Annotated in this window: 20 protein-coding genes; 11 read left to right on the plus strand and 9 right to left on the minus strand. The window is 70.1% G+C overall.

The window, feature by feature from the left end; genetic code table 11:
- The first annotated feature begins 401 nt into the window (after positions 1-401).
- Positions 402-2,015, plus strand: a complete 1,614-nt coding sequence (locus AC1Z4A_RS32765; protein ID WP_483683870.1) for a replication-relaxation family protein — start codon at positions 402-404, stop codon at positions 2,013-2,015.
- Between the two features lie 54 nt (positions 2,016-2,069).
- On the opposite strand, the gene AC1Z4A_RS32770 is transcribed toward AC1Z4A_RS32765, so the two are convergent.
- Entirely contained in the window at positions 2,070-2,561 is a 492-nt protein-coding gene (locus tag AC1Z4A_RS32770) for a hypothetical protein (protein WP_483683872.1), read from the minus strand.
- Positions 2,562-2,802: 241 nt separating this feature from the next.
- Between AC1Z4A_RS32770 and istA the strand changes: the two genes are divergently transcribed.
- The 3 genes from istA (at position 2,803) to AC1Z4A_RS32785 (ending at position 5,803) form a co-directional block, all read left to right on the plus strand.
- The gene (gene istA / locus AC1Z4A_RS32775) at positions 2,803-4,062 is read left to right on the plus strand and encodes an IS21 family transposase (RefSeq protein ID WP_483683874.1); all 1,260 of its coding nucleotides are present in this window, start codon (positions 2,803-2,805) and stop codon (positions 4,060-4,062) included.
- Complete coding sequence (gene istB, locus AC1Z4A_RS32780; protein WP_483683875.1) at positions 4,062-4,931, plus strand: IS21-like element helper ATPase IstB; 870 nt, start codon at positions 4,062-4,064, stop codon at positions 4,929-4,931. The genes istA and istB overlap by 1 nt, the downstream gene beginning before the upstream one ends.
- Positions 4,932-5,002: 71 nt before the next feature.
- Positions 5,003-5,803: a hypothetical protein gene (locus AC1Z4A_RS32785; protein ID WP_483683876.1), complete on the plus strand. Its 801-nt coding sequence runs from the start codon at positions 5,003-5,005 to the stop codon at positions 5,801-5,803.
- A 3-nt stretch (positions 5,804-5,806) separates the two neighbouring features.
- On the opposite strand, the gene AC1Z4A_RS32790 is transcribed toward AC1Z4A_RS32785, so the two are convergent.
- Together AC1Z4A_RS32790 and AC1Z4A_RS32795 are read right to left on the minus strand one after the other, a co-directional pair.
- Positions 5,807-6,172 (minus strand): hypothetical protein, encoded by a 366-nt coding sequence (locus AC1Z4A_RS32790; RefSeq protein WP_483683877.1) that lies wholly within the window; start codon positions 6,170-6,172, stop codon positions 5,807-5,809.
- Between the two features lie 78 nt (positions 6,173-6,250).
- A complete protein-coding gene (locus AC1Z4A_RS32795; protein ID WP_483683878.1) occupies positions 6,251-6,940 on the minus strand; it encodes a hypothetical protein in 690 nt (229 codons plus the stop codon).
- A gap of 211 nt (positions 6,941-7,151) precedes the next feature.
- Between AC1Z4A_RS32795 and AC1Z4A_RS32800 the strand changes: the two genes are divergently transcribed.
- From AC1Z4A_RS32800 to AC1Z4A_RS32815, 4 genes are all read left to right on the plus strand, one after another.
- Positions 7,152-7,541, plus strand: coding sequence for a hypothetical protein (locus AC1Z4A_RS32800; protein ID WP_483683879.1), 390 nt, complete (start codon positions 7,152-7,154; stop codon positions 7,539-7,541).
- 140 nt (positions 7,542-7,681) lie between these two features.
- Complete coding sequence (locus tag AC1Z4A_RS32805) at positions 7,682-8,014, plus strand: hypothetical protein (RefSeq protein WP_483683880.1); 333 nt, start codon at positions 7,682-7,684, stop codon at positions 8,012-8,014.
- Between the two features lie 13 nt (positions 8,015-8,027).
- Entirely contained in the window at positions 8,028-9,605 is a 1,578-nt protein-coding gene (locus AC1Z4A_RS32810) for a helix-turn-helix domain-containing protein (RefSeq protein ID WP_483683881.1), read from the plus strand.
- Positions 9,605-10,180: a transcriptional regulator gene (locus AC1Z4A_RS32815; RefSeq protein WP_483683882.1), complete on the plus strand. Its 576-nt coding sequence runs from the start codon at positions 9,605-9,607 to the stop codon at positions 10,178-10,180. The genes AC1Z4A_RS32810 and AC1Z4A_RS32815 overlap by 1 nt, the downstream gene beginning before the upstream one ends.
- 200 nt (positions 10,181-10,380) lie before the next feature.
- Here the strand turns inward: AC1Z4A_RS32815 and AC1Z4A_RS32820 are convergent, their stop codons facing one another.
- From AC1Z4A_RS32820 to AC1Z4A_RS32840, 5 genes are all read right to left on the minus strand, one after another.
- Positions 10,381-11,376, minus strand: coding sequence for a restriction endonuclease (locus tag AC1Z4A_RS32820; RefSeq protein WP_483683883.1), 996 nt, complete (start codon positions 11,374-11,376; stop codon positions 10,381-10,383).
- A gap of 3 nt (positions 11,377-11,379) precedes the next feature.
- The gene (locus AC1Z4A_RS32825) at positions 11,380-12,393 is read right to left on the minus strand and encodes a restriction endonuclease (protein WP_483683884.1); all 1,014 of its coding nucleotides are present in this window, start codon (positions 12,391-12,393) and stop codon (positions 11,380-11,382) included.
- Positions 12,394-12,569: 176 nt separating this feature from the next.
- Positions 12,570-13,316, minus strand: a complete 747-nt coding sequence (locus tag AC1Z4A_RS32830) for a hypothetical protein (RefSeq protein WP_483683885.1) — start codon at positions 13,314-13,316, stop codon at positions 12,570-12,572.
- A 166-nt stretch (positions 13,317-13,482) separates the two neighbouring features.
- On the minus strand, positions 13,483-13,791 hold the full coding sequence (locus AC1Z4A_RS32835) for a DUF6087 family protein (protein WP_483683886.1): 309 nt from the start codon (positions 13,789-13,791) through the stop codon (positions 13,483-13,485).
- Between the two features lie 13 nt (positions 13,792-13,804).
- On the minus strand, positions 13,805-15,172 hold the full coding sequence (locus AC1Z4A_RS32840; protein ID WP_483683887.1) for an NsdA family TPR-like regulatory protein: 1,368 nt from the start codon (positions 15,170-15,172) through the stop codon (positions 13,805-13,807).
- 159 nt (positions 15,173-15,331) lie between these two features.
- On the opposite strand from AC1Z4A_RS32840, the gene AC1Z4A_RS32845 reads away from it, so the two are divergent.
- Genes AC1Z4A_RS32845 through tgmC form a run of 3 tightly spaced genes read left to right on the plus strand, consistent with a single transcriptional unit; the run spans position 15,332 to position 17,781 of the window.
- A complete protein-coding gene (locus tag AC1Z4A_RS32845; protein WP_483683888.1) occupies positions 15,332-15,598 on the plus strand; it encodes a putative ATP-grasp-modified RiPP in 267 nt (88 codons plus the stop codon).
- A 9-nt stretch (positions 15,599-15,607) separates the two neighbouring features.
- A complete protein-coding gene (gene tgmB, locus AC1Z4A_RS32850) occupies positions 15,608-16,588 on the plus strand; it encodes an ATP-grasp ribosomal peptide maturase (protein ID WP_483683889.1) in 981 nt (326 codons plus the stop codon).
- A complete protein-coding gene (gene tgmC, locus AC1Z4A_RS32855; protein ID WP_483683890.1) occupies positions 16,585-17,781 on the plus strand; it encodes an ATP-grasp peptide maturase system methyltransferase in 1,197 nt (398 codons plus the stop codon). Before tgmB ends, tgmC begins: the two co-directional genes overlap by 4 nt.
- A 90-nt stretch (positions 17,782-17,871) precedes the next feature.
- Here tgmC and AC1Z4A_RS32860 read toward each other — a convergent pair whose 3' ends face one another.
- Positions 17,872-20,373, minus strand: a complete 2,502-nt coding sequence (locus AC1Z4A_RS32860; protein ID WP_483683891.1) for a helicase associated domain-containing protein — start codon at positions 20,371-20,373, stop codon at positions 17,872-17,874.
- Positions 20,374-20,910 lie beyond the last annotated feature (537 nt).

Genomic DNA, 20,910 nt, shown 5'->3' on the forward strand with positions numbered 1-20,910 from the left:
CACCGTCCCGGAGGGGGCAGCGAAGGAGACGAGACGATGATGACCACTTACCCGAGGGCGGGGCACCGGCCGCCAGCCTCACCTCGCAGGCTGCGGGCGGGCGTGCCGCCGGGGCTGTCGTGGGCAAGCCCGGACGGGCTCCTTGAGGGGGCACTTGGGGGCATCCTTCGGGGCCCACTTGGGTGCCTGACAGCAGGGCGGGCAGGAAAACCCCAGGTCACGGCCGGAATGCGCGTGAATTTCGCGCCGTCACAACCCTCTTCTCTTCTCCTGATGTCCGTATGGGAGGAGATCATCGGGTTCCGGGAGGGCCGGACGCCCTTCCGTGCCGGGCGGGACCGGCTGCCGGTCGGCGGCCGCCGCCGGGGCGCTGGCCGGACTGTACGAAGGGGGCGGAGCTGATGGCGGGGAAGCGGATCACGAATCCGGCGGGGTCGTCGAACGATCTGCGGGGGGATGCGCTGCGTGTGCTGGGGGTGCTGAAGGTCGCCACCGTCGACCAGGTCCAGCGGATCGCGCGCCCGCACCTGAGCTACCGGCATACCGACAAGCCGACGCCTTCGGAGCAGAAGACCGCCCGGACCGCCGCGCATGCCGGTGCGCTCGCCGATCTGCGCAAGCACGGCCTGGCGGAGAACGGCGGCCGCACCAAGCAAGGCGAGGCGCTGCGCAACCTGACCCTCAAGGGGCTGGAAGCCGCCTCCCACGAACTGCGGCGGCCGATGTCGGATATGGGCTCGACCGCCCGCGGCGCGGGCTCCAGCGGCGGCTCCCACCCCATGGCCGTCAATGAGACCGTCATCGCGATGCTGCGTCCGAAGCCGGACGTGACGCTGCTCGCCGGGGAGCCGGCCGAAGCGGTCGCAGCCGCCCAGACGGTCGCCGACGGTCCCGGCGGGATCGGCACCCTCGCGTCGTACACGACCGAGGTCCCGCTGCCCGCCACCGGTACCTGGAACGCGCCGGGCAAGGGCGGCGCCCAGGCCGACATCGTGCTCACCGCCCCGCAGAACGGGGTGCCGCTGCTGTTCATCGAGGTCGACAACTGCCACGAGACCGCCGAGGAGATAGCCGCCAAGCTGGAGAAGTACGCCCGCTTCTTCCGGCGGGAGGCCAAGGACACCGGCACCCCGATGTGGCGTACCCGCTGGACGGTCCCTGACAGTGGGTCCGGCGAGGCGACGCACCCGCCCGTGCTGCTGGTGTTCAACCACATCGGTGCCCGCGACCCGAACCGCACCATCCCGCGCCTGGCTGACCTCACCCGCCACCTGTGGGCGGGCGAGCGCGAGGATGGCCACCACCTCTACGACGGGAAGATCCCCATCGTCGCGACCGGGCTGCGGAACCTGCGCGAGCACGGCCCGGCCGGGCCGGTCTTCCGGCGCTTCGGCCGCCCCGCGAACCAGACGCTCCTGGAGGCGATCGGCAATCCCCGCCGCGAGGCGGCCGACGCCCGCGCCCGGGAAGAGGCCAGGGCCCGGCAGGACGAGTACCAGGCACAGGTGCGGCGGGCGGCCCAGGAGCAGGCGGCGAAGAAGGCAGCCGAGCGTGAGGCCCGCCGTCCCGTCTGCGCCGGCTGCGGAACGAAGTTCACCGACGAACGCTGGGAGGCGGCACAGGCGACGAACTGGGGAACCCCGGAAGACACCCACCCGCACCTGTGCGACGACTGCAAGTACCGGGCCAACGCCGTCGCGGTCCCGGCGGCCGGCGAGCAGGGGCGCCAGGAACCGGTCCGTGACGGGGCATGGCAGCAGCACTTCCAGAGGTACGCCCGTCGTCCTGTCTGCACCGGCTGCGGCGCCGGGTTCACCGACGAACGGTGGAGGGCGGTCGAGCGCGTCGGCTGGGGCGCCGCCCAAGAGCCGCGGCCGTCTCTGTGCGAGGACTGCGACCGGCAGGCCGTCACCGACATACAGCAAGCCTGGCCGGGCGCGCATCGGCAACAAGAGCAGGACCTGGCCCTGCCCGAGCAGAAGGCCGGTGGCTGGCTCTCGCGCTTCCGCACCTGACCGGGGCCCTCGGACGGCCGGGCAGACCGGAGCTGGTCGGTGAACGGCGGGCGGTCATGGCCAGGTGAGGGGGAGGGGCGCAGGCTCGGCGTCGGCGGACTCAGCGGCCAGTTGTAGGTGGGTGGCCAGCCGTACCGGCGTGTGAGGATCCGCCCCGGCTCTGGACTGCGGGCCGAGGAAGGGTGCCAGGAGCATCACGGCCCTGCTCATGTCCCGGCACGCGTCCCCGAGCCTTGCCGTGGGGCCCGGCGGCCAGGCATCGGTGGTCACCCCGAGTTCGTCGGCCGCGCTCGCCAGCGCCTTGTACGCGTCCTGGATACGCGCCGGCCGGTCCTGGGGCACGCCGATCCGCAGGTGCGCGAGGGCGTAGACGACCAGGACGTGGTCGCGGGCCTGCCCGACCAGCTCGTGTGCCTCGCCGAGCCCGTCGCCCACCGCTGCGTGCGCTCTGTCATTGCCCGGCTCCTGGGCGGCGTCCGTGGCGTGGAGCGCGGTGTGGGCTCGGTGCAGCAGTGTGCCGACACGGCCGAGAGCATGAAGGTCCATGCCCGTTCAACGCACCGGCTCGTGCCCGGACACCCCGACGGCCTCCAGCCGTCCGGTTGGCGGGAGGGGTACAAGTACAAGTACCGGTATGACGGAGCGTGTGCGGTGGCCGGTCGTGGTGGACCGGGCGCGGGAGTCTCGGCGACGGTCGAAGTCTGACCCTTTGACGGCGTGTCAATACTGACCCATTTGTGGATCTTCATCTCATTCTGGCCTTGCTGGTCAAGGTCAGGAGGAAAGGGTGATCCTCGTGGAAGACTGGGCTGAGATCCGCCGTCTGCACCGGGCGGAGGAGATGCCGATCCGTGCGATCGCGCGGCATCTGGGCATCTCGAAGAACACCGTGAAGCGGGCTCTGGCGAATGACCGGCCGCCGCAGTACGAGCGGCTGGCGAAAGGTTCCGCGGTCGACGTCGTGGAGGTGCAGATCCGCGAGCTGCTCCGGGAGACGCCGACGATGCCCGCGACGGTGATCGCTGAGCGGATCGGCTGGGACCGGGGCATGACGATCCTCAAGGAACGTGTCCGCGAGCTCCGGCCCGCGTATCTGCCTGTGGATCCGGTCTCGCGCACGACCTACCGGCCCGGGGAACTGGCCCAGTGCGACCTGTGGTTCCCCGAGGCCCGGATCCCGCTGGGCTATGGGCAGACCGGGCGGCCGCCGGTGCTGGTGATGGTGTCGGGCTATTCGCGGGTGATCGCCGCACGGATGCTGCCCTCACGCCGGACCGGCGACCTGATCGACGGGCACTGGCGCCTGCTGACAGGGTGGGGTGCGGTTCCCCGGACGCTCGTCTGGGACAACGAGGCCGGCGTCGGCCGCGGACGCCCGACCTCGGAGTTCGCCGCGTTCGCTGGCCTGCTCGCCACCAAGATCTACTTGTGCCGCCCCCGAGATCCGGAAGCGAAAGGGCTGGTGGAGAGGGCCAACGGCTATCTGGAAACCTCGTTCCTGCCCGGCCGTCACTTCAGCGGCCCGGATGACTTCAACACCCAGCTGGCCGACTGGCTGAAGGTCGCCAACCGCCGCGTCCACCGCACCCTCGGAGCCCGTCCGGCCGACCGGTGGGACGCGGACCGGGCCCAGATGCTCACCCTCCCAGCGGTCGACCCGCCGACCTGGTGGCGCTTTGCGACCCGGCTCGGCCGTGACCACTACGTCCGCGTCGACACCTGCGACTACTCCGTCGACCCCGCCGCCATCGGCCGCCACGTCACTGTGCTGACCGACAACGACGAGGTCATCGTCCTGGCCTCCGGCGGGGAGATCATGGCCCGCCATGCCCGCTGCTGGGCCCGCCACCAGACCCTGACCGACCCCGAACACGCCGAGGCCGGAGCGATGATGCGCCACCAGGCCCGCCACCGTCCCACGGGTCAGATCCAGGCCGTCAGCCGCGGCAGCACCGGCCCGTTGGTGGAAGTCGAACAGCGCGAGCTGGGCACCTACGACCGTCTGTTCACCGTCATCGACGGCGGCGCCGACAAGGAGGCCGTGTGATGCCCCGCACTGTCACCGCCGCCGACGGCGATGCCGCACTCGCCGAGCCAGCTGAGGACGAGGCTCCCGCCGCCGCGGGCCGCCGGACCAGCCAGCAGACCTCTTCCGAGCTGTCCTTCCTGGCCCGGGCGATGAAGGCCCCGGCCCTGCTGGATGCCGCCGGCCGGCTGGCCGAGCGGGCCCGCAAGGAGTCCTGGACCCACGCCGAATACCTCGTCGCCTGCCTCCAGCGCGAGGTCTCCGCCCGTGAGTCCCACGGCGGCGAGGCACGAGTACGGGCCGCCCGCTTCCCCGCGGTCAAAACGATCGAGGAACTCGATGTCGCCCATCTGCGCGGCCTGACGCGCCAGCAGCTCTCCCACCTGGGCACACTCGACTTCATCGCGGGCAAGGAGAACGCAATTTTTCTGGGTCCGCCGGGCACGGGCAAGACACACCTGGCCATCGGGCTCGCGGTCCGCGCCTGCCAGGCCGGACACCGCGTCGCCTTCGCCACCGCCGCCGAGTGGGTCGACCGCCTCGCCGCCGCCCACCAGGCCGGCAGCCTCGCCGCCGAACTCACCCGCCTCGGCCGCTACCCGCTGATCGTGGTCGACGAAGTCGGCTACATCCCCTTCGAATCGGAGGCCGCGAACCTGTTCTTCCAGCTCATCTCGAACCGCTACGAACGCGCGTCCGTGATCGTGACCAGCAACAAGCCCTTCGGACGCTGGGGAGAGGTCTTCGGCGACGAGACCGTGGCGGCCGCCATGATCGACCGCCTCGTCCACCACGCCGAAGTCCACTCCCTCAAGGGCGACTCCTACCGCATGCGCGGCCGCGAACTCGGACGCGTCCCCGCCGACACCACTACCGACAACAACGACTGAAACCCCACAAAGGGTCAGTTTTCAACCGGCCAAAGTGGGTCACGATTCACCCGCCGCCGACACGGGAGATCGTGAACGGGTACGCGCCGCTGAAGGTCACGCTGCGCCAGGTGATGTACCGGCTGGTGTCCGTGGGCGCGCTCCCGCACACGGCGCCGATGTACCGCCGTCTGTCCGCGCAGCTGGCGCAGGCCCGCCGGGAAGGCCGTTTCCCCGAGCTGATCGACACCGTCCGCGAGGTCCACGTGCCGCCGGCCTGGCCGGACGCGGGCGCGTTCGTGCGGGAGATGCCGGACTGGTTCCGCCTGGACCGCAGCGAAGGCCAGCAGCACGCCCTGTACGTCGCCGCCGAGAAGGACACCCTCCGCCAGCAGCTGACCAGCTGGCTCTCCGATCTGGGCATCCCCGTCCTGGTGGTCCGCGGCTTCGGCTCCCAGTCGTACGCCGACGTCGTACGGGAGCGCACGGCCGGTGACCGTCGCGAGGCACATCTGGCGTACCTCGGTGATCTTGACGCTTCGGGGATGGACATCGAACGGGACTGGGTGGAGCGCACCGCATGCTGGGACCGCGTGTGGCGTGTCGCGCTCACCTACGACCAGGTGCGCGCGTACGGGCTGCCGGCGGCCGAGGGCAAGCGGGGCGATCCCCGGTGGAAGGCGTTCGCCCACCGCTACGGCCTCGATCCCGCCCGTCCCGTGCAGTGGGAGGTCGAGGCCCTCGAGCCCGAGGAACTGCAGCGCCTGGTCCTCGCCGCCGTCGACCCGTACATCGACCGCCAGGTCCTCGCACGGCAGATCGCCCGCGAGGAAGAACAGCGCCGCGCCCTGGCCGGCTTCCTCAGTGGCTGGGGCGCGGCGGGCGGTTCGTAGTTTCTACCGCTGTGCCGGGGCCTGGGCGGCCTGGGCGAAGTGCAGCACGACTGCCTTGGCCCCGGCTGCGACCTCGTCGGCCAGGGTGTCGCTGCGCGGGTCGGACGGGTGGTTCTTGGCCCAGATTATGGACAGCTTGATGATCTGGTCGACGTCGCTGGGGCGCAGCAGGATTGCGTCGCCGGTGCGCAGCGGCTCGGGGCGGCGGTGCTGCCACAGCCGGTAGAAGCGGCCGTCGGCGTCGTTGAACCCGAGGTGCCGGTCGCCGTGCGGGTTGATCAGGTGGGTGGTGAAGGGCAGGTCGTTCGGGCCCGGCTGCCAGGGCTGTTCCTGCCGGCTCAACGCGTCCTCCATCGCTTCGGTGATCACAACGGTGCCGAGTGTGCCAGCGCCGGCCGGAGGTGGGCAGGGCTTCCGGCCACTTGCCCGCCCCGGACCGGAGGCTGGTCACGCCGTGGCCGTCTCCTGCGTGGTCGCGAGGGCGGCGAGCGGGGAACGCTGGCCTTTGCCGATGCTGCGCAGATGCGTCCAGTCGACTTCGGGGTGCTGTTCGGGCAGGGCGTCGACGTCGCCGGTGGAGAAGCGGGGCACGGTCACCGCGCCGGCCCTGGACGTGCCGAATCGAACACGCGAGTAGGAGACGGGCTCGACCCACCCGAGCCGCCGCATCCACTCATAATCGACCCTGCGCACGCCGAGCCGGGAGGCCGCCTGCTCGGGGCCGAGCGGAGCCTCGCGGGCCAGGATCTGCGGGAGGTCCGGGCGGGTGGCGATCTCGTCGACCTGGTCCGGGTTGAGCTTGGGGTACTTGTGATCGTTGCTCAGATCGAGCAACAGGCCGAGCGCGATCAGCTGTTCCACCGCGTACGCGGACACCACCGGCGCCTGGCCTTCCTGGTTCGGGGTGCCCAGCGCCGACGCCAGCCGGTTCGCCGCCTCGTACGGGCTGACCAGCTCGGGCAGCGACGCCCGGACCGCCCCGGCGTCCAGCGCCTCCACGGCCGCCCGTGACCACTGCCAGGACGACACATCCGGCTCCGGGACCAGCCCGGCGTGCCGCGCCCAGCGCCACGTCGTGACCGGGATCCTCAGCCGCCTCGCAGCCTGGCTCTCGTCGTACTCGTCTCGTCGTGCCATGAGTTCCTCTTCTCGACGGCCGCCTCGAACTGGCGGACAGAACATGACAGAACACCGCAAGTCATGTCAACTAGCCTTGAAAACATGCAAGTTGGATCGCTGCCGCTGGAACCGCGCCTGCGTACGCGAGGGAAAACGCCGCCTGGGCGGGTCTCTGCGGGCGGGGTGCATGGGCTCCGTCCACAGGCCGGGCCGGGCAGGCTCTGGGGCCATGAACGCGAACCCGCCGGTCGATGCCCGGACGAACAAGAAGGCGCCGCGCTGCGTGTTTCACCCCCGCCTCACCCCTGAGCAGCTGGCCGAGTTGGCCGCGCGGTTCCCTGTCGGCTACCGGGCGCAGGCGACCTTCCTCCTGGCTCGGCACGACGACAACGCCTCGTTGCTCGCGACCGTCCTCGGGGCGAGTGCGCGTGCGGTGCGCCGTCATGCCCGTGGCGGGCTGCTGCCGCCTGGGCCCCGGCTGCGCCGGGCCTTGCGGCGCCGGGTGCTGGATTTTGTGTGCCCGGAGTGCCTGTCCGACCGGGCGGCGGAGGAGGCGTATCAGGCGGAACGGGGTGCCCGCCGGGCGTCCCGTCGGGCGCTGCGTGAGGGGAGTCGCTGACCTTCGCCCGCCCCCCGGGCCGGGTGCCGCGCGCAGTGCGCCGGATGCTCGGAACGAATACTGTTCAACTTGTTGGAAAGTTAAGCGACGGGTGGTAACCTTGGAACAAGTTGGATAGTTCTTCTTTGGGGAGGTGGGCGGTGCTGCAGATCCAGATCGGTGCCGAACGCGCTGCGGACGTGGACGACCGCCTGGGGCGTGTCACCTTGGGGTGGCGACCCGGGATGAGCGAGGACGAGGCGTGGGCAGCTGGCCGGGGTATCTGGAAGTTCAATGCCGACCGGGCTCTCTCGCAGGACGAGGTGCAGATCATCAACACCGAGAACATGGTGCTCGTGGTCGCGACGATCACGGGGATCTCCAAGCACGGCGACCGCTACGCCCTCGAGGGCAGCATCCTGCGTGGCGACCCCCGCGTCGGCCGCCCCACCCCCAGCCCGCACCTGTCCCGCAACCCCGTCACCTACATCTGAAGGGAGCAGGCCGGTGAGTGACTTCGAAGAGATCGACTCCCTGCTCGCTTCCGTCGGTCCGCAGGCGAAGCTCCCGACCCCCGAGGTGCGCCGTAATCTGCGCGAGCGGGCTCGGTTGTCCAAGGCGCAGGTGGCCCGGGCACTCGGGGTGAGCCCGTCCACGGTCACGGCCTGGGAGGGCGGCCGGGATCCGGTCGACGATATCCGCGCCAAGTACGCGTATCTGCTGGACGGGCTGGCCGCCAAATTCGCCGCGGACACCGCCTCGGCGGCGCCGTCTGCCGCCGAGCCGGCCGCGGCGCAGGCCCCTGCCGCGGCCGAGACTTCTCCGCCTTCCCCGGCGCCCGAAGAAGGCGGTGACGGTGACGAGGTGGAGACCCTCGCCGCGCCCGAGCCGTGTGTGCTGTGCGGGCATCCGGCCGGGACCCGGGTGGCGGGTTTCGCCCAGCATCTGGACCCCGCCGACTGCCAGGCCGCCGCTGCCGCGCCCGACAAGCCCACCGCACCGCCCGCCCAGCCCGAGACCGCTCCGGCCGGCAAGCCGTCGGCGACGTCGCGCACACCGCGTACGTCGGCGCGTCCCTCCGGGCGTTCCCAGGGTCCGGCCCGGCGTGCGTTCCAGGAGCCGTCCGGCCCCGGCGACTTGATCAGCGAGGCGGTGAAGGCTGCGCTCGCCGAGCACCAGGGCGACGTGGAAACGGCGACGGCCGTGTTGCTGAAGCGGGCGATCCCGGATGCGATGCGGCTGCTGGACGAGACCCGCAAGGGCGCCCGTTACGACGTGATCGCCCACCCGTGGATCCCCGACATCCTCAAGAAGCAGACCTCCCGTGGTGCGGACCAGATCTGGGAGGCCCGCCCCAAGTGGACGCGGCACGAACTGCCTCCCGGTGTGCATGAGGTGACGGCGCTCGATATCAACGGCGCCTACTTGAGCGCCCTCAAGACGCACCTGCCGCTCGGCCAGCTCGAGCACTCCGCCGGCCTGCCTCATGACCGCCGTCGCGCCGGTGTCCACTTGATCACCCCGCCCGTCTGGGAGCACGAGGACGTGCTGCCGAACCCGATCGGCCAGCGGGACGAGCCGGGGCCGCTGTGGGTCACCGAGCCGACCCTGCGCCTGCTGCTGCGCCTGTCCGGTCCGAAGTACGCTCTGTGCGCGCCGCCGGAGGTCCACGAGTCCTACACTTCCGGCGCCACGGAGAACCTCCTGGAGAAGTTCCGTATCGCCTTGAAGGACGCCCGCGATGCCGCTATCGCCGAGGGCGACGAGGTGACGCTGGAGTATGTGAAGGCGATGTACTCGAAATTCGTCTCGACGATGGGGGAGTCGAACTACAACCGGGAGCTGTACCGTCCGGACTGGATGCACATCATCCGTTCGCAGGCGTTCGCGAACCTGTGGCTGAAGGCGCTCAAGGCGCATGACGAGGGCCTTACGGTCGTTCGGGCGATGGGTACCGACGAGCTCCATGTCATCGGCGACTGGCGCGGTGTCTTCCCCGAAGGCCGGGGCGTTACCGAGGTCAAGGTGAAGGACACCTACACCGCCGGCACCGCCGAGCACACGGAGACGGAAGGGGAGGGGTAATGCCGGAGAAGAACCTCGACTTCGGAAGGTTCGGTGCCCGGGGCATCAGGGGCAGCGACGCCGTGGCCCGCAAGTTGGACGAGCTCGCGGGGGGTATCGCGACCCCGGTGACCGCCAGGCGCGGTCTGATAGCGCGCCTGCACTACCTGACGAAGACGGGCAAGAGCCGGAAAGCCGCACAGGACGCCGGGCTGACGGTCACCGACCGGACGCTGAAAGCGTGGCTGGAGGGCAAGCGCCGGCCGTCGAAGGCCAACCTGGAACGCATCGACGCCGCGTACCAGGCGGTGCGTCGGCAGAACGTCGCCCGGCACCTCCTCAAGCGTCTGAACCGCGAGGGACGCGGGACCCGGGTGGAGATCCACCCCCTCAACCAGTCCCAGGTCGCCCGGCCGCACCAGCGCGTCATCGAGTACCGGACGATGAACGTACGCCGCTGGGACCGCATCGTCGGCGCCTGGGCGGCCAGCGACCACCAGGGCCTCGACGACGCCTGGACCACCGATGTGCTCCCGGACCTGGGTTCGCAGTGGGGCCAGTACGAGTACGTCACCAACGTCGGTTTCGCCGCGTAGAAGACCAGCCCCGGCAGGGCCCGGATCCTGGATCTGGGCCCTGCCGCATTCCTGGCCGTCTCTACTGACTTCCTTCCCCTCGAGCTCTGGGCCTGGCCAGCACACCGGGGGCATCGTTCTCCGGCTGCAGGGGCGAAGGGTGAGCGTGGAAACGCGATCCGAGGGTGCTGAGAGAGCCGTCGTGGACGCGCGGGCTACCGTCACGTATTGGTCCGCAAGTCGAGGAGGCCGGTGAGAGGCTCGCCCCATTCGGCCCACCGCTTCAGCTGGTGCATGCCGATGAGGTGGATGTTCTGGGCGTTGGCAAAGGCTGTGGCGGGTTTGGAGAAATAGCCGTTGGTGACGACGACGGCGATGTCCGCGCCATGTACGGGCTTCGCGGTCCCGTTGAGTCGTTGCAGTACCGGCGAGCCGATGGTGGTCCGGCGGGAGCGGACGTGCTTGCACTGGATCACGATCTTCTGCCCGTCCTGGGTGACGGCGATGACGTCGGCACCGAGGTCGCCTGCGCCTCCACAGATGCGTTCAAGGGCCAGGCTGTCGCGGCGGCACAGTTCTGCTGTCGTGTGTTCGAACTGGGCGGGGGTCATCGTGTCGATGTCCTGGATGCTGAAGCTCTGCGCGGTCTCCGTGAAGCTGCGGTGCTGGTCTTCGGTCCACGCTAGCCGGTGCATCTCGTCGCGGTCGCGCTGCAGGGCGACGGCGGCACGCCGTCGGGATTCGGCGAGGTGGCGACGCAGGCTGATGGCTTTGTCGAGGGGGGCGGTGTTCGGGGTGCTCCCCGGTCGGTAGCGGTGACGGGGGTTCTCGCCGTACTCCTTGGTGAGGGTGTGCCAGGCGTCGTAGGCGGCCTTGATGGCCTCACGAATTCCGGAGAGCTCGGCTTCCAGGTCAACGCGCAGTTTGTCTGCGGAACGCGTGGCGGGCCAGCAGGTGGGGCTGGTGCGGCTGCGCCAGTCGTCCGTGAAGATGAGATCGGCTCTGGTCCCGGCGTGGTCGATTTCGCGCAAGAGTTCGTCACGGAACTCGGTCAGTTCGTAGTAGATGTCGCGGGCGATACGGCCTTCGGTGACCCACAGGAATGCGGCGATCAGATCCGCTTGTCCGGCTTCGGCTATGTACTGACCCATGAGGGAGCCGAGCGTCTTGGATGTGTACTTCGGGGGGATGACATCGGCGGTACGGTCGATCTTCACGGGTCAGGCCGTCCTGCGGGAAGCGCCGGCTGCGGTGGTCTCCAAGAGCTGGAGCAGAGGGGTTCGCCAGCAGGCCCACGCAGTGAGGTCGTCACGGTCGAGCAGCCGGATGCCGAGGGTCGCCGCGTAGCGCTGTGCGGGGCGGGTGAACCGCGCATTGCTGATCACGATGGTGATCTGGGGGCCGCGCGCCCGGCGTCCGGTACAGGCCATGGCCCGCAGATCGGTCACTCCCAAGCGGGCGGTGTCCCGGTCTCCGTAGTAGGTGACGGCGTCCTCGACGTGTTCCCAGTACAGCTGGGCGGTGCGCCCGTCAGGAAGGACAGTGAGGACGTCCGGTCCGTCCCTGCCGTCCCCGGCACGAACGTAGGAGCAGCCCTCGCTGGTGAGCAGATCGCTGGCGAGGGCCGCGAACCCGTCGGAGTCGAACTCGTCTATGTCGACTCTCCGGGAGGCTTGTGCTGCGCGCCGTCGCTGATCTTCCAGCGCAATGGCGTGGAGGGTCTCGTGGTCTTCCTTGAGTAGTTGCTTGAGCCGTCTGTGTGCACAGACGTATCCGTCCCAGAGAGGCATGAGCAGTTCGAGCGGCCCGCCAATCTCGTCCCGCTCTGGGGTGTACCGCGCTGTGGTGTGGGCCTGTCCCAGCCCTTTGCCGAGGTTCCGTATGAACTGCTCGGCTTCCTGTTCTGCCTCCTTTCCCTCGCTCAACTCGACTTGGAGGCGCCTTCGGAGGCGGCGGGCCGCATCGGCAGCTGCCTTGGTGATCGCATCGGGCCGTGGGACCATTTCAAGGCGATCTGCCCGGTGCTCCGCATCGGTGATCTCCCTCTGAAGCACCTTGTTGTGTTCTTGCAGCGAATAGAAGATGACATCGGCGGCCTGGCCTTCGGCGACCCAGAAGTAGGCAGCCAGCAGGTCGTTCTGGGTGGCCTCGCTGATGTAGGTATCCATCAGCTCGTTGAGCGCGTCGTCGGCAAACCTGGGTGGGACAATATCGTTGGTGCAGTCAATGATCACCGCAGGAGGCTATAGCGGGGTACTGACATTGCATCAGCGCCAACACGGCGGATCAGAGACCGACCTAGTCATTGAACTGCGGGAGATAGGCTGCTCCGGGCCAGGGTAGGCCCGGCCTCGGGCCTCTGGAATGCCTTGCGCAGTATCTGCCAGGAAAGTGCGCGGCTCGCCGATGGCTATTCGAGGTGGTGGACGGCGATACGTGCACCGACGAACCGGCCAGCGGCTGCGGCTTCCCGCATGAGGCGGGTCTTGGCTTTCTGGTCGCTGGCGGGGATTCCAGCGAGTCCGATCTTCCCCACGTACATCACGCTCCAGCCGTACTGCTCGACCCCGGCGGTCCACTGGGGCGGGGGAGCGATCGTGCCGGTGTAGAAGAGCGTCCCGTCGGGTTCCATGACGGTCAGTTGCGCGATGCGGTCCGGCCCGGCGGGGGTGCTGTAGGTGGCCAGCCACCGGTCCGCGTGCGCGGGTGCCTGCCGCATCCGGCCGACGGGCGAGAAGCCGCGGGCAAGGACGCGGGAGGCGAGGACGTCCAGGAGCTCGGAGCCCGCTCCGGTTCCGGTGTTGAGGTAGACCGGCGTTTCGAGTTCGGCGATGAGGGTGGGCAGGACGGAGCGGCCGTGTTCGACGGCGGCGGCGGTCATCCGCATCGCCATGCCGTCGTCCGGCGCAGCCGGCCGGGGGGAGCGGGCCTCGGGAATCTCGACAACGGCGGAGGCGTGGCAGCGGGTGTGCGCGTACCGCACGTGCGCGACACGGCCCGTGGCCCGCTCAAGGCCCGCGATGCGCACGATGACGTTGGCCGGCTCGTCCGGATGGATCTTCTTCTCACAGCCCAGACAGACCGCGTTGTTGAGGGTCACCGCCCCGGCCTTGGCCACGCCGTCCGGCCCGAGCACGGTACGTACGTCAGCACTCATACGGATGTCAGTCATCATCGCTCCCCAGAAGCCGTGCCGGTAGGCCGCTACCCAGCACTCAACCGGATCCTGGCGCGTCGGAGGGGACACTTGGCGGTTTCGGCTATCTCGACCACCGCCCCGTGCTTGCTCTGCGGATCAAGCGAGTTCGTACAGTGATGACTGCTCAGTCTTTCCTGCGGGCGGGGCGGCTGGCGGATGCTCCGGTGGTCTGGTCGTTCACCCATTGCTGGGCCGCGGCGAGGTCGGGGGCGATCCCAGTGGGGACGAAGGTGAAGCCGTCCCATTCCTCCAGGGCCCTTGGCTCGTCGGGGTGGAGGTGGCCGGCGCCGCTGTGCAGTGGCCGGTGGCGGCGGTGGATGTCCAGTGGCGGGCGGCGGCGTTTGTTGTACGCCGCGAGCTGGTCGTTGGCGTCCAGGCGGGGGACTGCGCGGGAGGGCTGGTTCGGCGGTCCGGGACGGGAGTGCTTTCCCATGGAGGCGATGGTCTCAGGCTGCGACGGTCGTCGGGCGGGCTGCCGCGAGATCCGTTGCGCGGGTGCGGACCTCGTCCACCGCGGTGGTGCGGTACGGGCGGGCGGCGGACAGCAGGGTGTTCAGCCGGGAGGCGACGAGGGTGGAGTCGAGGCGGGCGGCATCGGTCAGGGCTTGCTGGGCTGCGGCGGCGCCCTGCTCGGCGTCGCCTTCGTCGAAGAAGGCGGCGGCGAGCCCGATCCGGTCCATGACCTTCACCCGTTCGAAGCCGGGCTTGCGCAGGGTGAGGGCGTCGGTGAAGTGGCGGCTCGCGGGCCTGGGGCGGCGTCCGGCCGCGGCGAGGTCGCGGGCGGAGACGGCGCGGGCGCCTGCGTGCTCGGCGGCGTCGAAGTACGCCACCCACTGCGGCACGTCGCCCAGGCCGCCGACGGTGAGTTCGTCGGCGGCGCCGAGGTGCCGCTCGGCCTGGCGCTCGTCGCCCAGGGCCGCGTGGACCCGCCCGGTCTGGGAGGCGACCAGCGCCCGCGTGGCGGGCAGCGTCGCCTTCTTCGCGGCGACGCCCAGCAGGCCGAGGGCGTCGGACGGGTGGCCGAGGTAGATCATCTGGTGGGACATGCGGGTGACGATCTCGACCCCGCGGTCGCGTTGTCCGGCCTCCCCGGCGGCGTAAATCCCGTAACTCCAGTACCTCTGGGCGGTCGCGTACCGACCGCTGTCATGGCTGACCCACCCCGCCAGCGCCGCCAGATCGGCGGTCGCCGCGAACACCCGGACCTTCAGAGAGGGCGGGACTCCGTCCTCGATGCGGCGGGCGACTTCGGCGAGCTGGGCGACAATCGCCGAGCGGTACAAGCCTCCGCCCCTGGCGGCGTCCGCCGTCGCGAAGAAGGCGGTCACCTCCTCCAGCGCGGCGGCCGTGTCGGCATCGAAGCCCCTGGCCCCGCGGCCGACCGCGTGGGCGGTGCCGCCGAGCATCCGTTCGGCGGCGAGGATCAGCGGGGCGCCGAGGGCGAGCTTGAGTGTGTCGCGGCGGTCCAGGAAGAGGTCCATCTGCGTCCATCCGGCCAGGGTCTGGGCGGCTGCCTCGGTCAGCAGCGGAAGGGCGATCGTATCCAGCACCGCCCCAGCGGCCGTCAGGCCAAGGTCACCGGGAGTGAGCTGCTGTCCGACCACTTCGGAGAGCACGGCGGCGAGCAGTACGGGCACCGGCGGACGGGGGCGTTCGCCGTCGATCCAGCGGCGGACACGGGTGGCATCCGGGGCGATCTGGCGGTGACCTCGGCGGACGGCTTCGGCAGCGATCCGGCGGGCGATCTCGCCGTGGGACAGGCCGCTGGCGGCGACCCACAGCGCCAGGTGCGCATTGCTGGATCTGCCGGTCATCGCCGTCTCGCCCTCCCGACGTCACTGTCACGGAGCGTGGTTTTTTCGCCACGGTTCGCGGCACCTACGGTACTGGCCGCAGCCCCAGCAGCGGGAGGATTCTGCACGACGCGGGAGCCACTGGGCTTCCGCATCATCGAGAGGGGAAGGGTGAGCACTATGGCGACTCCGACCGCTCAAACACCGTGGGCGATGCGCCTGGTGACCGACCGTCTGCCGACGGGCCCGCTGCCGTACGCCACGGTGGTGCTGGACGGTGTCACGCAGATGGCCCGCTACACCGACGACGCCGGCCAGGTGGTGGAGATGGGCAAGCACGGCAGCTCGGAGACCAAGGGCACCGCGTCGATGTCGGGCGGCGGCGACGGCAAGGACCCGCAGCCGCAGACGCAGGACGACGTCACCACCGACTACGAGTCGGACTGAGGGCGCCCGGTGGCTCCCCTCGTCCTGGTCATCACGTCCCTGGAGGACGTCACCGCGGACTGGGTCATCGACGCGCTGAACGAGCGTAAGGTGCCCGTCGCTCGCGTCGACCCCGCCGACATCGGGCCGGAGCTGGTCTTCGGCGCCCGCATCGGCGCCGGGGCGCCGGTGTGGGGCGGGCGGCTGCGGACGGCCAGCCGCGAGGTGGAGCTGGGGGAGGTGGCGGCGGTCTACTACCGCCGCCCCACCCCGTACGCCACCCGCTTCGCGCACCTGCCGGCCCAGGTCCGGGACTTCGCCGCCGCCGAGGCCCGCCACGGGCTCGGCGGCGTCCTGGGCCACCTGCACGGCGTCCGCTACGTCAACCACCCCCTGGCGGTGACGGCCGCCGACTTCAAGCCCGCCCAGCTCCAGCAGGCCGCGCGGCTCGGGCTGGCGGTGCCCGAGACGCTGGTCACCAACGACGCCGAGGCCGCGGCCAAGTTCGCGGCCGAGCATGGCCCGCTGATCTGCAAGACCTTCCGCGGCCTGCCCCAAGACGAGGACGGCAACGCCGGGGCGATCTGGACGCAGCGCGTCGATGCCGCCACCTTCGACGACTCCCTGGCGGTGACCGCGCACCTCTTCCAGGCCGAGGTCCCCAAGACCGGCGACGTCCGGGTCACCGTCGTCGGTAGGCGGGTGTTCGCCCAGAGGATCACCGCCCCTGATGGGTCGCTGGACTGGCGGCGCGGCGACTGGAACGCCCTGGTGCATACCCCGATCGCCGTGCCCACCGTTATGCAGGTGGGGCTGCACGCGTACTTGGAGGCGTTCGGGCTGGTCTTTGGCTGCTTCGACTTCGCCCTCACCGGGCCCGGCGACAACGCGGAGGACTGGGTGTTCATCGAATGCAATCCCAACGGTCAGTGGGCCTGGGTGCCGGACGCCGACGACATCGCGGCGGCGTTCGCCGACGTGCTCAGCGCGGAAGGAGACGACAGGCCATGACGATGCCCGCCGACACGGACACCGATGCCGCACGCCTGCGCGAAGCGATGGCGGCGGCCCTCGTCGAGGACGGTGTCCTCGACGAGCCCGGCTGGCGGAAGGCGGTCGAGCGGGTGCCACGGCACCACTTCGTGCCCGGCTTCTACCTCCCCGGCGAGCCCGACGAGCAGGGCATGACGGTGTGGGAGCCGGTCACCGCCGAGACCGACCCGGGCCGGTGGCTGACCGCCGCCTACTCCGACACCACCCTGATCACGCAGTTCGACGGCGACGAACCCGACTGGAAGAGGCCAGCCGCCCGGCACGGCGGGGCACCGACCTCCTCCTCCACCCTGCCGTCGCTGGTCGTGCGGATGTGGGCCGACGCCGACGTCCACGAGGGGCACACCGTGCTGGAGGTGGGCACGGGGACCGGGTACTCGACTGCGCTGGCCTGTGAACGCCTCGGCTCCGCGAACGTCACCTCGATCGAGGTGGACGGCCGCCGCCTGGAGCAGGCGGCGGGTGCGCTGTATGGCTGCGGGTACACCCCTACCCTGGCGGTGGCGGACGGGCTGTACGGGTACTGGCCGGAAGCGTCCTTCGACCGGATCGTGGCCGCCTGCTCCTTCCGCGCCGTCCCGCCCGCCCTCATCGCCCAGACCCGCCCCGGCGGGAAGATCCTGCTCACCCTCTCCGGCTGGCTCTACGGCTACGCCCGCATCCTGCTCACCGTGCACGACGACGGCACCGCCGAGGGCCAGCTGCTGCCGGGGACGGTCTCCTTCATGTCTGCCCGCACCCACGCCGCCCCCGCCTTCGGCAACCCCGCCCACTGGGCCGCCGGACTCCCCCAGACGGGCCGGGCCGCCCAGCACTGTCCGGAACGGATCACGGCCGCGACCGAGGAGACGTTCCACCTGCGGTTCCTCGCCCAGTGCGCCGCGCCCAACGCGCAGATGGTCATGGTCGGGGAGGTGGTGCACCTCGTGGACGTGGTCACCGGCTCGGCCGCCACCCTTATCCCCCGCGACGGCGGGTGGGAGGTGCGCGAGGGCGGTCCGGTGCGGCTGTGGGAGCGGATCGAGCGCGTCCTGACCGCCTACGACGAAGCGGGCCGGCCCGGACCGGAGACGTTCACCCTGCACGTCTACGACGGCGGGCAGCACCTGCGGCACCCGCACCTGCCCAGCCTGCCGCTGCCCCGGCCCTGACGACCGGCCAGGGCCCGGCATAGTCCCCAGGTGCCCCTGGTGGCGATGCGCACTGCGGCGCAAGACGCTCTCGCTGCAGGCGCGTAGGTGTCACCAGCGCATGCCGAGGATGTCGAGGTCGGTGCGGCGTTGGGGGGTGAGTTTGTGGGCTCGGCGTCGGGTGTTGTCGGTGAAGGTGCCGAGTTTCACGGCTTGGTCTCCTACCATTTCGATGTGTTTGCGGGGCACGTTGAGGTGTCCTTCGCGGGCGTGGAACTGCCGTGCGGCACGGAGGTTGAGGGCCCACTTGTCCTCCTGCGTGCGTTTCACAGGCCGTTCGTGCTCCTCGGCCGGTGTGAGGCCGAGGACGTTCTCGAGCAGCCACTGCTGGACCGGCATGAGGCTGTCCCAGCTGAGGCGGCAGCCGGTCACCCATCGTCCGAGGTCTTCGCCCTGCACGATCACCTCACCCGCAACCGTCGGCACCTCCCCGCCGCCTTCGACGTGAGCCTGGGCGAGGCGGAAGCAGCGCTGCCACCCGACATCCCACACGGGGCACCATCCGGGATCGATCTCCTCCAGCGCCTCACGCCGCGCCTCGGTGAGTGCCTTGGCGCTGGAATCGACGGGGAGGCCGGCCTCACGGCGCTCGGCGATGGTGTCCGCAAGCCGGGCGGCGGTCCGCTGATTTTTCGCCCAGGTCCCGACCGGATACCCGTCCCAGACGGCGGTGGCTGGCGGCAGGAAGTGCCCGTGGACGGCTGCCCACGCGCGGGCGGCGGTGAGTCCTTCTTCGAACGCGACGTCCTGGTGGGACCAGACCATCCCGAGCCCGTCGAGCTCGGCGGCGCGGGCCGGGGCCAGGCGCCCGGCCTTGTTGAAGCGCCGCTGATCGGCCAGCCACGTGCCCAGCGGAAACCCTGCGGGCGACCACTCCGGCGGGGTGATGAAGTCGTACGGCACCCGCAACTGCTCGGCGCCGGTCTCTTTCACGTACCGCACGGCGGCCTCGATCCCGCGCCGCCAGAAGGCGTTCTCCGGCTCGATCACCCGCAGCTTCACGAACCGCGCCAGCAGTGCCGGGTCCCGGGGCGTGCTGAACTTCAGCAGCTCCCGCGCGGGCGCACTCGGCCCCCGGTCACCCTCCAGCTCCTCCTGGCCGCCTTCACCGGCCCCGGCGGCCTCTTCCTCCGGTTCGTAGCTCCCGCTGCGTACACGGGGGTCGGCGAGGGCTTCGATGGTGTCGGTGTCGTGCGCGCGAAGCGCTCCGAGGACCTTCGCGAGGGTGCCGTAGGCAGGAGAGGTCAGCATTTCGTCCGGACTTTCACCCGGCATGAGAAATACGGGAACGATGAGCGAAGCGATTTTTCCCTCGCCGGGCTTCATGCGCAGTGCACGTCCGACCATCTGCACGATATCGATCATCGATCCTCTGGCGTCGCAGAAGGCGACGGAATCGCAATTCGCTGTGTCGACGCCTTCTCCGAGCACACGGACCGAGCTGAGGACGCGCAGAGCGGCTGGCCGCAGCCCGTCCTGGTCCTCGATGACGTCGGAGGCGAACTCGTCCAGTACGGCGCGCCGGTGGCGGGGGGCGTGGTCGCCGTACAGCCAGGCGGCCCACACCCGTTCCGGCGCCGGGAAGCGGCGGGGATCGTCCTGCCAGAGCCGGCCTGCGACGTCGACGACGCTCTCGGCCATGGCCTCGGCCTCGGTGACCATGCTGTGGAAGGTCAGTACCTTGCGCAGTTGCTCTTGTGCTGCTGCGGTCAGGATGCCGGTCTGCAGGGCGGCGAGCCGTGCTCCGCGTACCTCGTCCGAGCCGGGTCCGGCCTGCTCGTGCGCCTGGTGGAGTTCGGGGTCGGTGATGTCGACGCACACGACTTGGTAGGGGGCGACGAGTCCACGGCTGATGGCGTCGGACAGGGTGAGCTTGAACGCCACCGGCCCGAACACGGTGGAGTCCGGGTCCATGCTCGCGATCAGGCGCGGCTCCTCGTCACGACCGCTCCCGGCCGCTTCCCAGACGCGGGCGGTGGCGGTCATGTAGAGACGGCGGGCCGCCGGGATCTTGGCCTGGTCGTGCACGGTCGCCCACGGCTTGCCCGCGTCCCCGCTGGTGCGGTGGGCTTCGTCCACGACCATCAGGTCCCACACGCCCAGGCCCTGAGCATGGGCGCGCTGGAGGATGCCGAGGCCGACGGCGGCGTAGGTGGCGAACACCGTCACCTGCTCCAGCCCCTGTGCCCACGCCACGAGCTCGGCTGAGTCCGTCGTACAGGGCACGCCGTCAGAGTCCTTGGCCGGTAGCCGGCAGACTCCGAGCACGGTCCCGGTACGGCCGGCCTCCCGCCATGCGGCCGCGGTCTGTGTCAGCAGATCCAGAGTCGGCACCAAGACCAGCACTCGCCGCGCAGCCAGCTTTTGGGCGGCCTCGGCGGCGATCAACGTCTTGCCCGAGCCGGTCGCGGCGATGACCTGAGTCCGCAATCCCTCGGCCGGCATGTGTCCGCCAGCAGGTGTCTGCAGAGCGCGAAGGACGGCATCGACCGCCTCCACCTGATGCGGAAACAGTTCTTTTCCTGGCATGCAATTTCCCTTTCTCGCTCGCATCTGACGCTTTGTCCGTCGGCTAGAATGCAGTTATTTCGGAAACCAGAGGGCCAACCAAATCGGCTTTCCGCCCTCTTTATGAGGGGTTTTTCGGGCCATACTCGATCTTCCGTCCCTGGTCGCCGGGCACCGTAGCGGGGGTGGCTTGTCTCTCCATAAGGTAGCGGGTATGACAGGATGACGCACGGTGCTTGTTGAGGGTGTTCTGATGTGTTCGTTTCTGCTAGTCTGGAGCCCTCGCAGTGAGCGTTGTCCGACACTTCTCGTCTGTAGCTGACCCCAAGGACAGGGTGGTACCGACCCGCTGAGTCCCCACCACCCGAGGCACCGCCACCCCTGCTACTGCCAGCCATCTCTAGGAACGCGCGGAGCGTGTTCCGTCTGGCCGGATCGCGGAGCGATCCGAGCCCGAGGCCAACGGAGTTGGCCTCCTGGGCCACGGAGTGGCCCAGATTCCCGGGACTCCGTCCCGGGCCATCACGGAGTGATGGCAATGGGGTTTCCGTCGCGTAGCGACGGCGCGTCGTGTCTGCGGAG

This window comes from Streptomyces sp. 17_S59 (assembly GCF_056930295.1).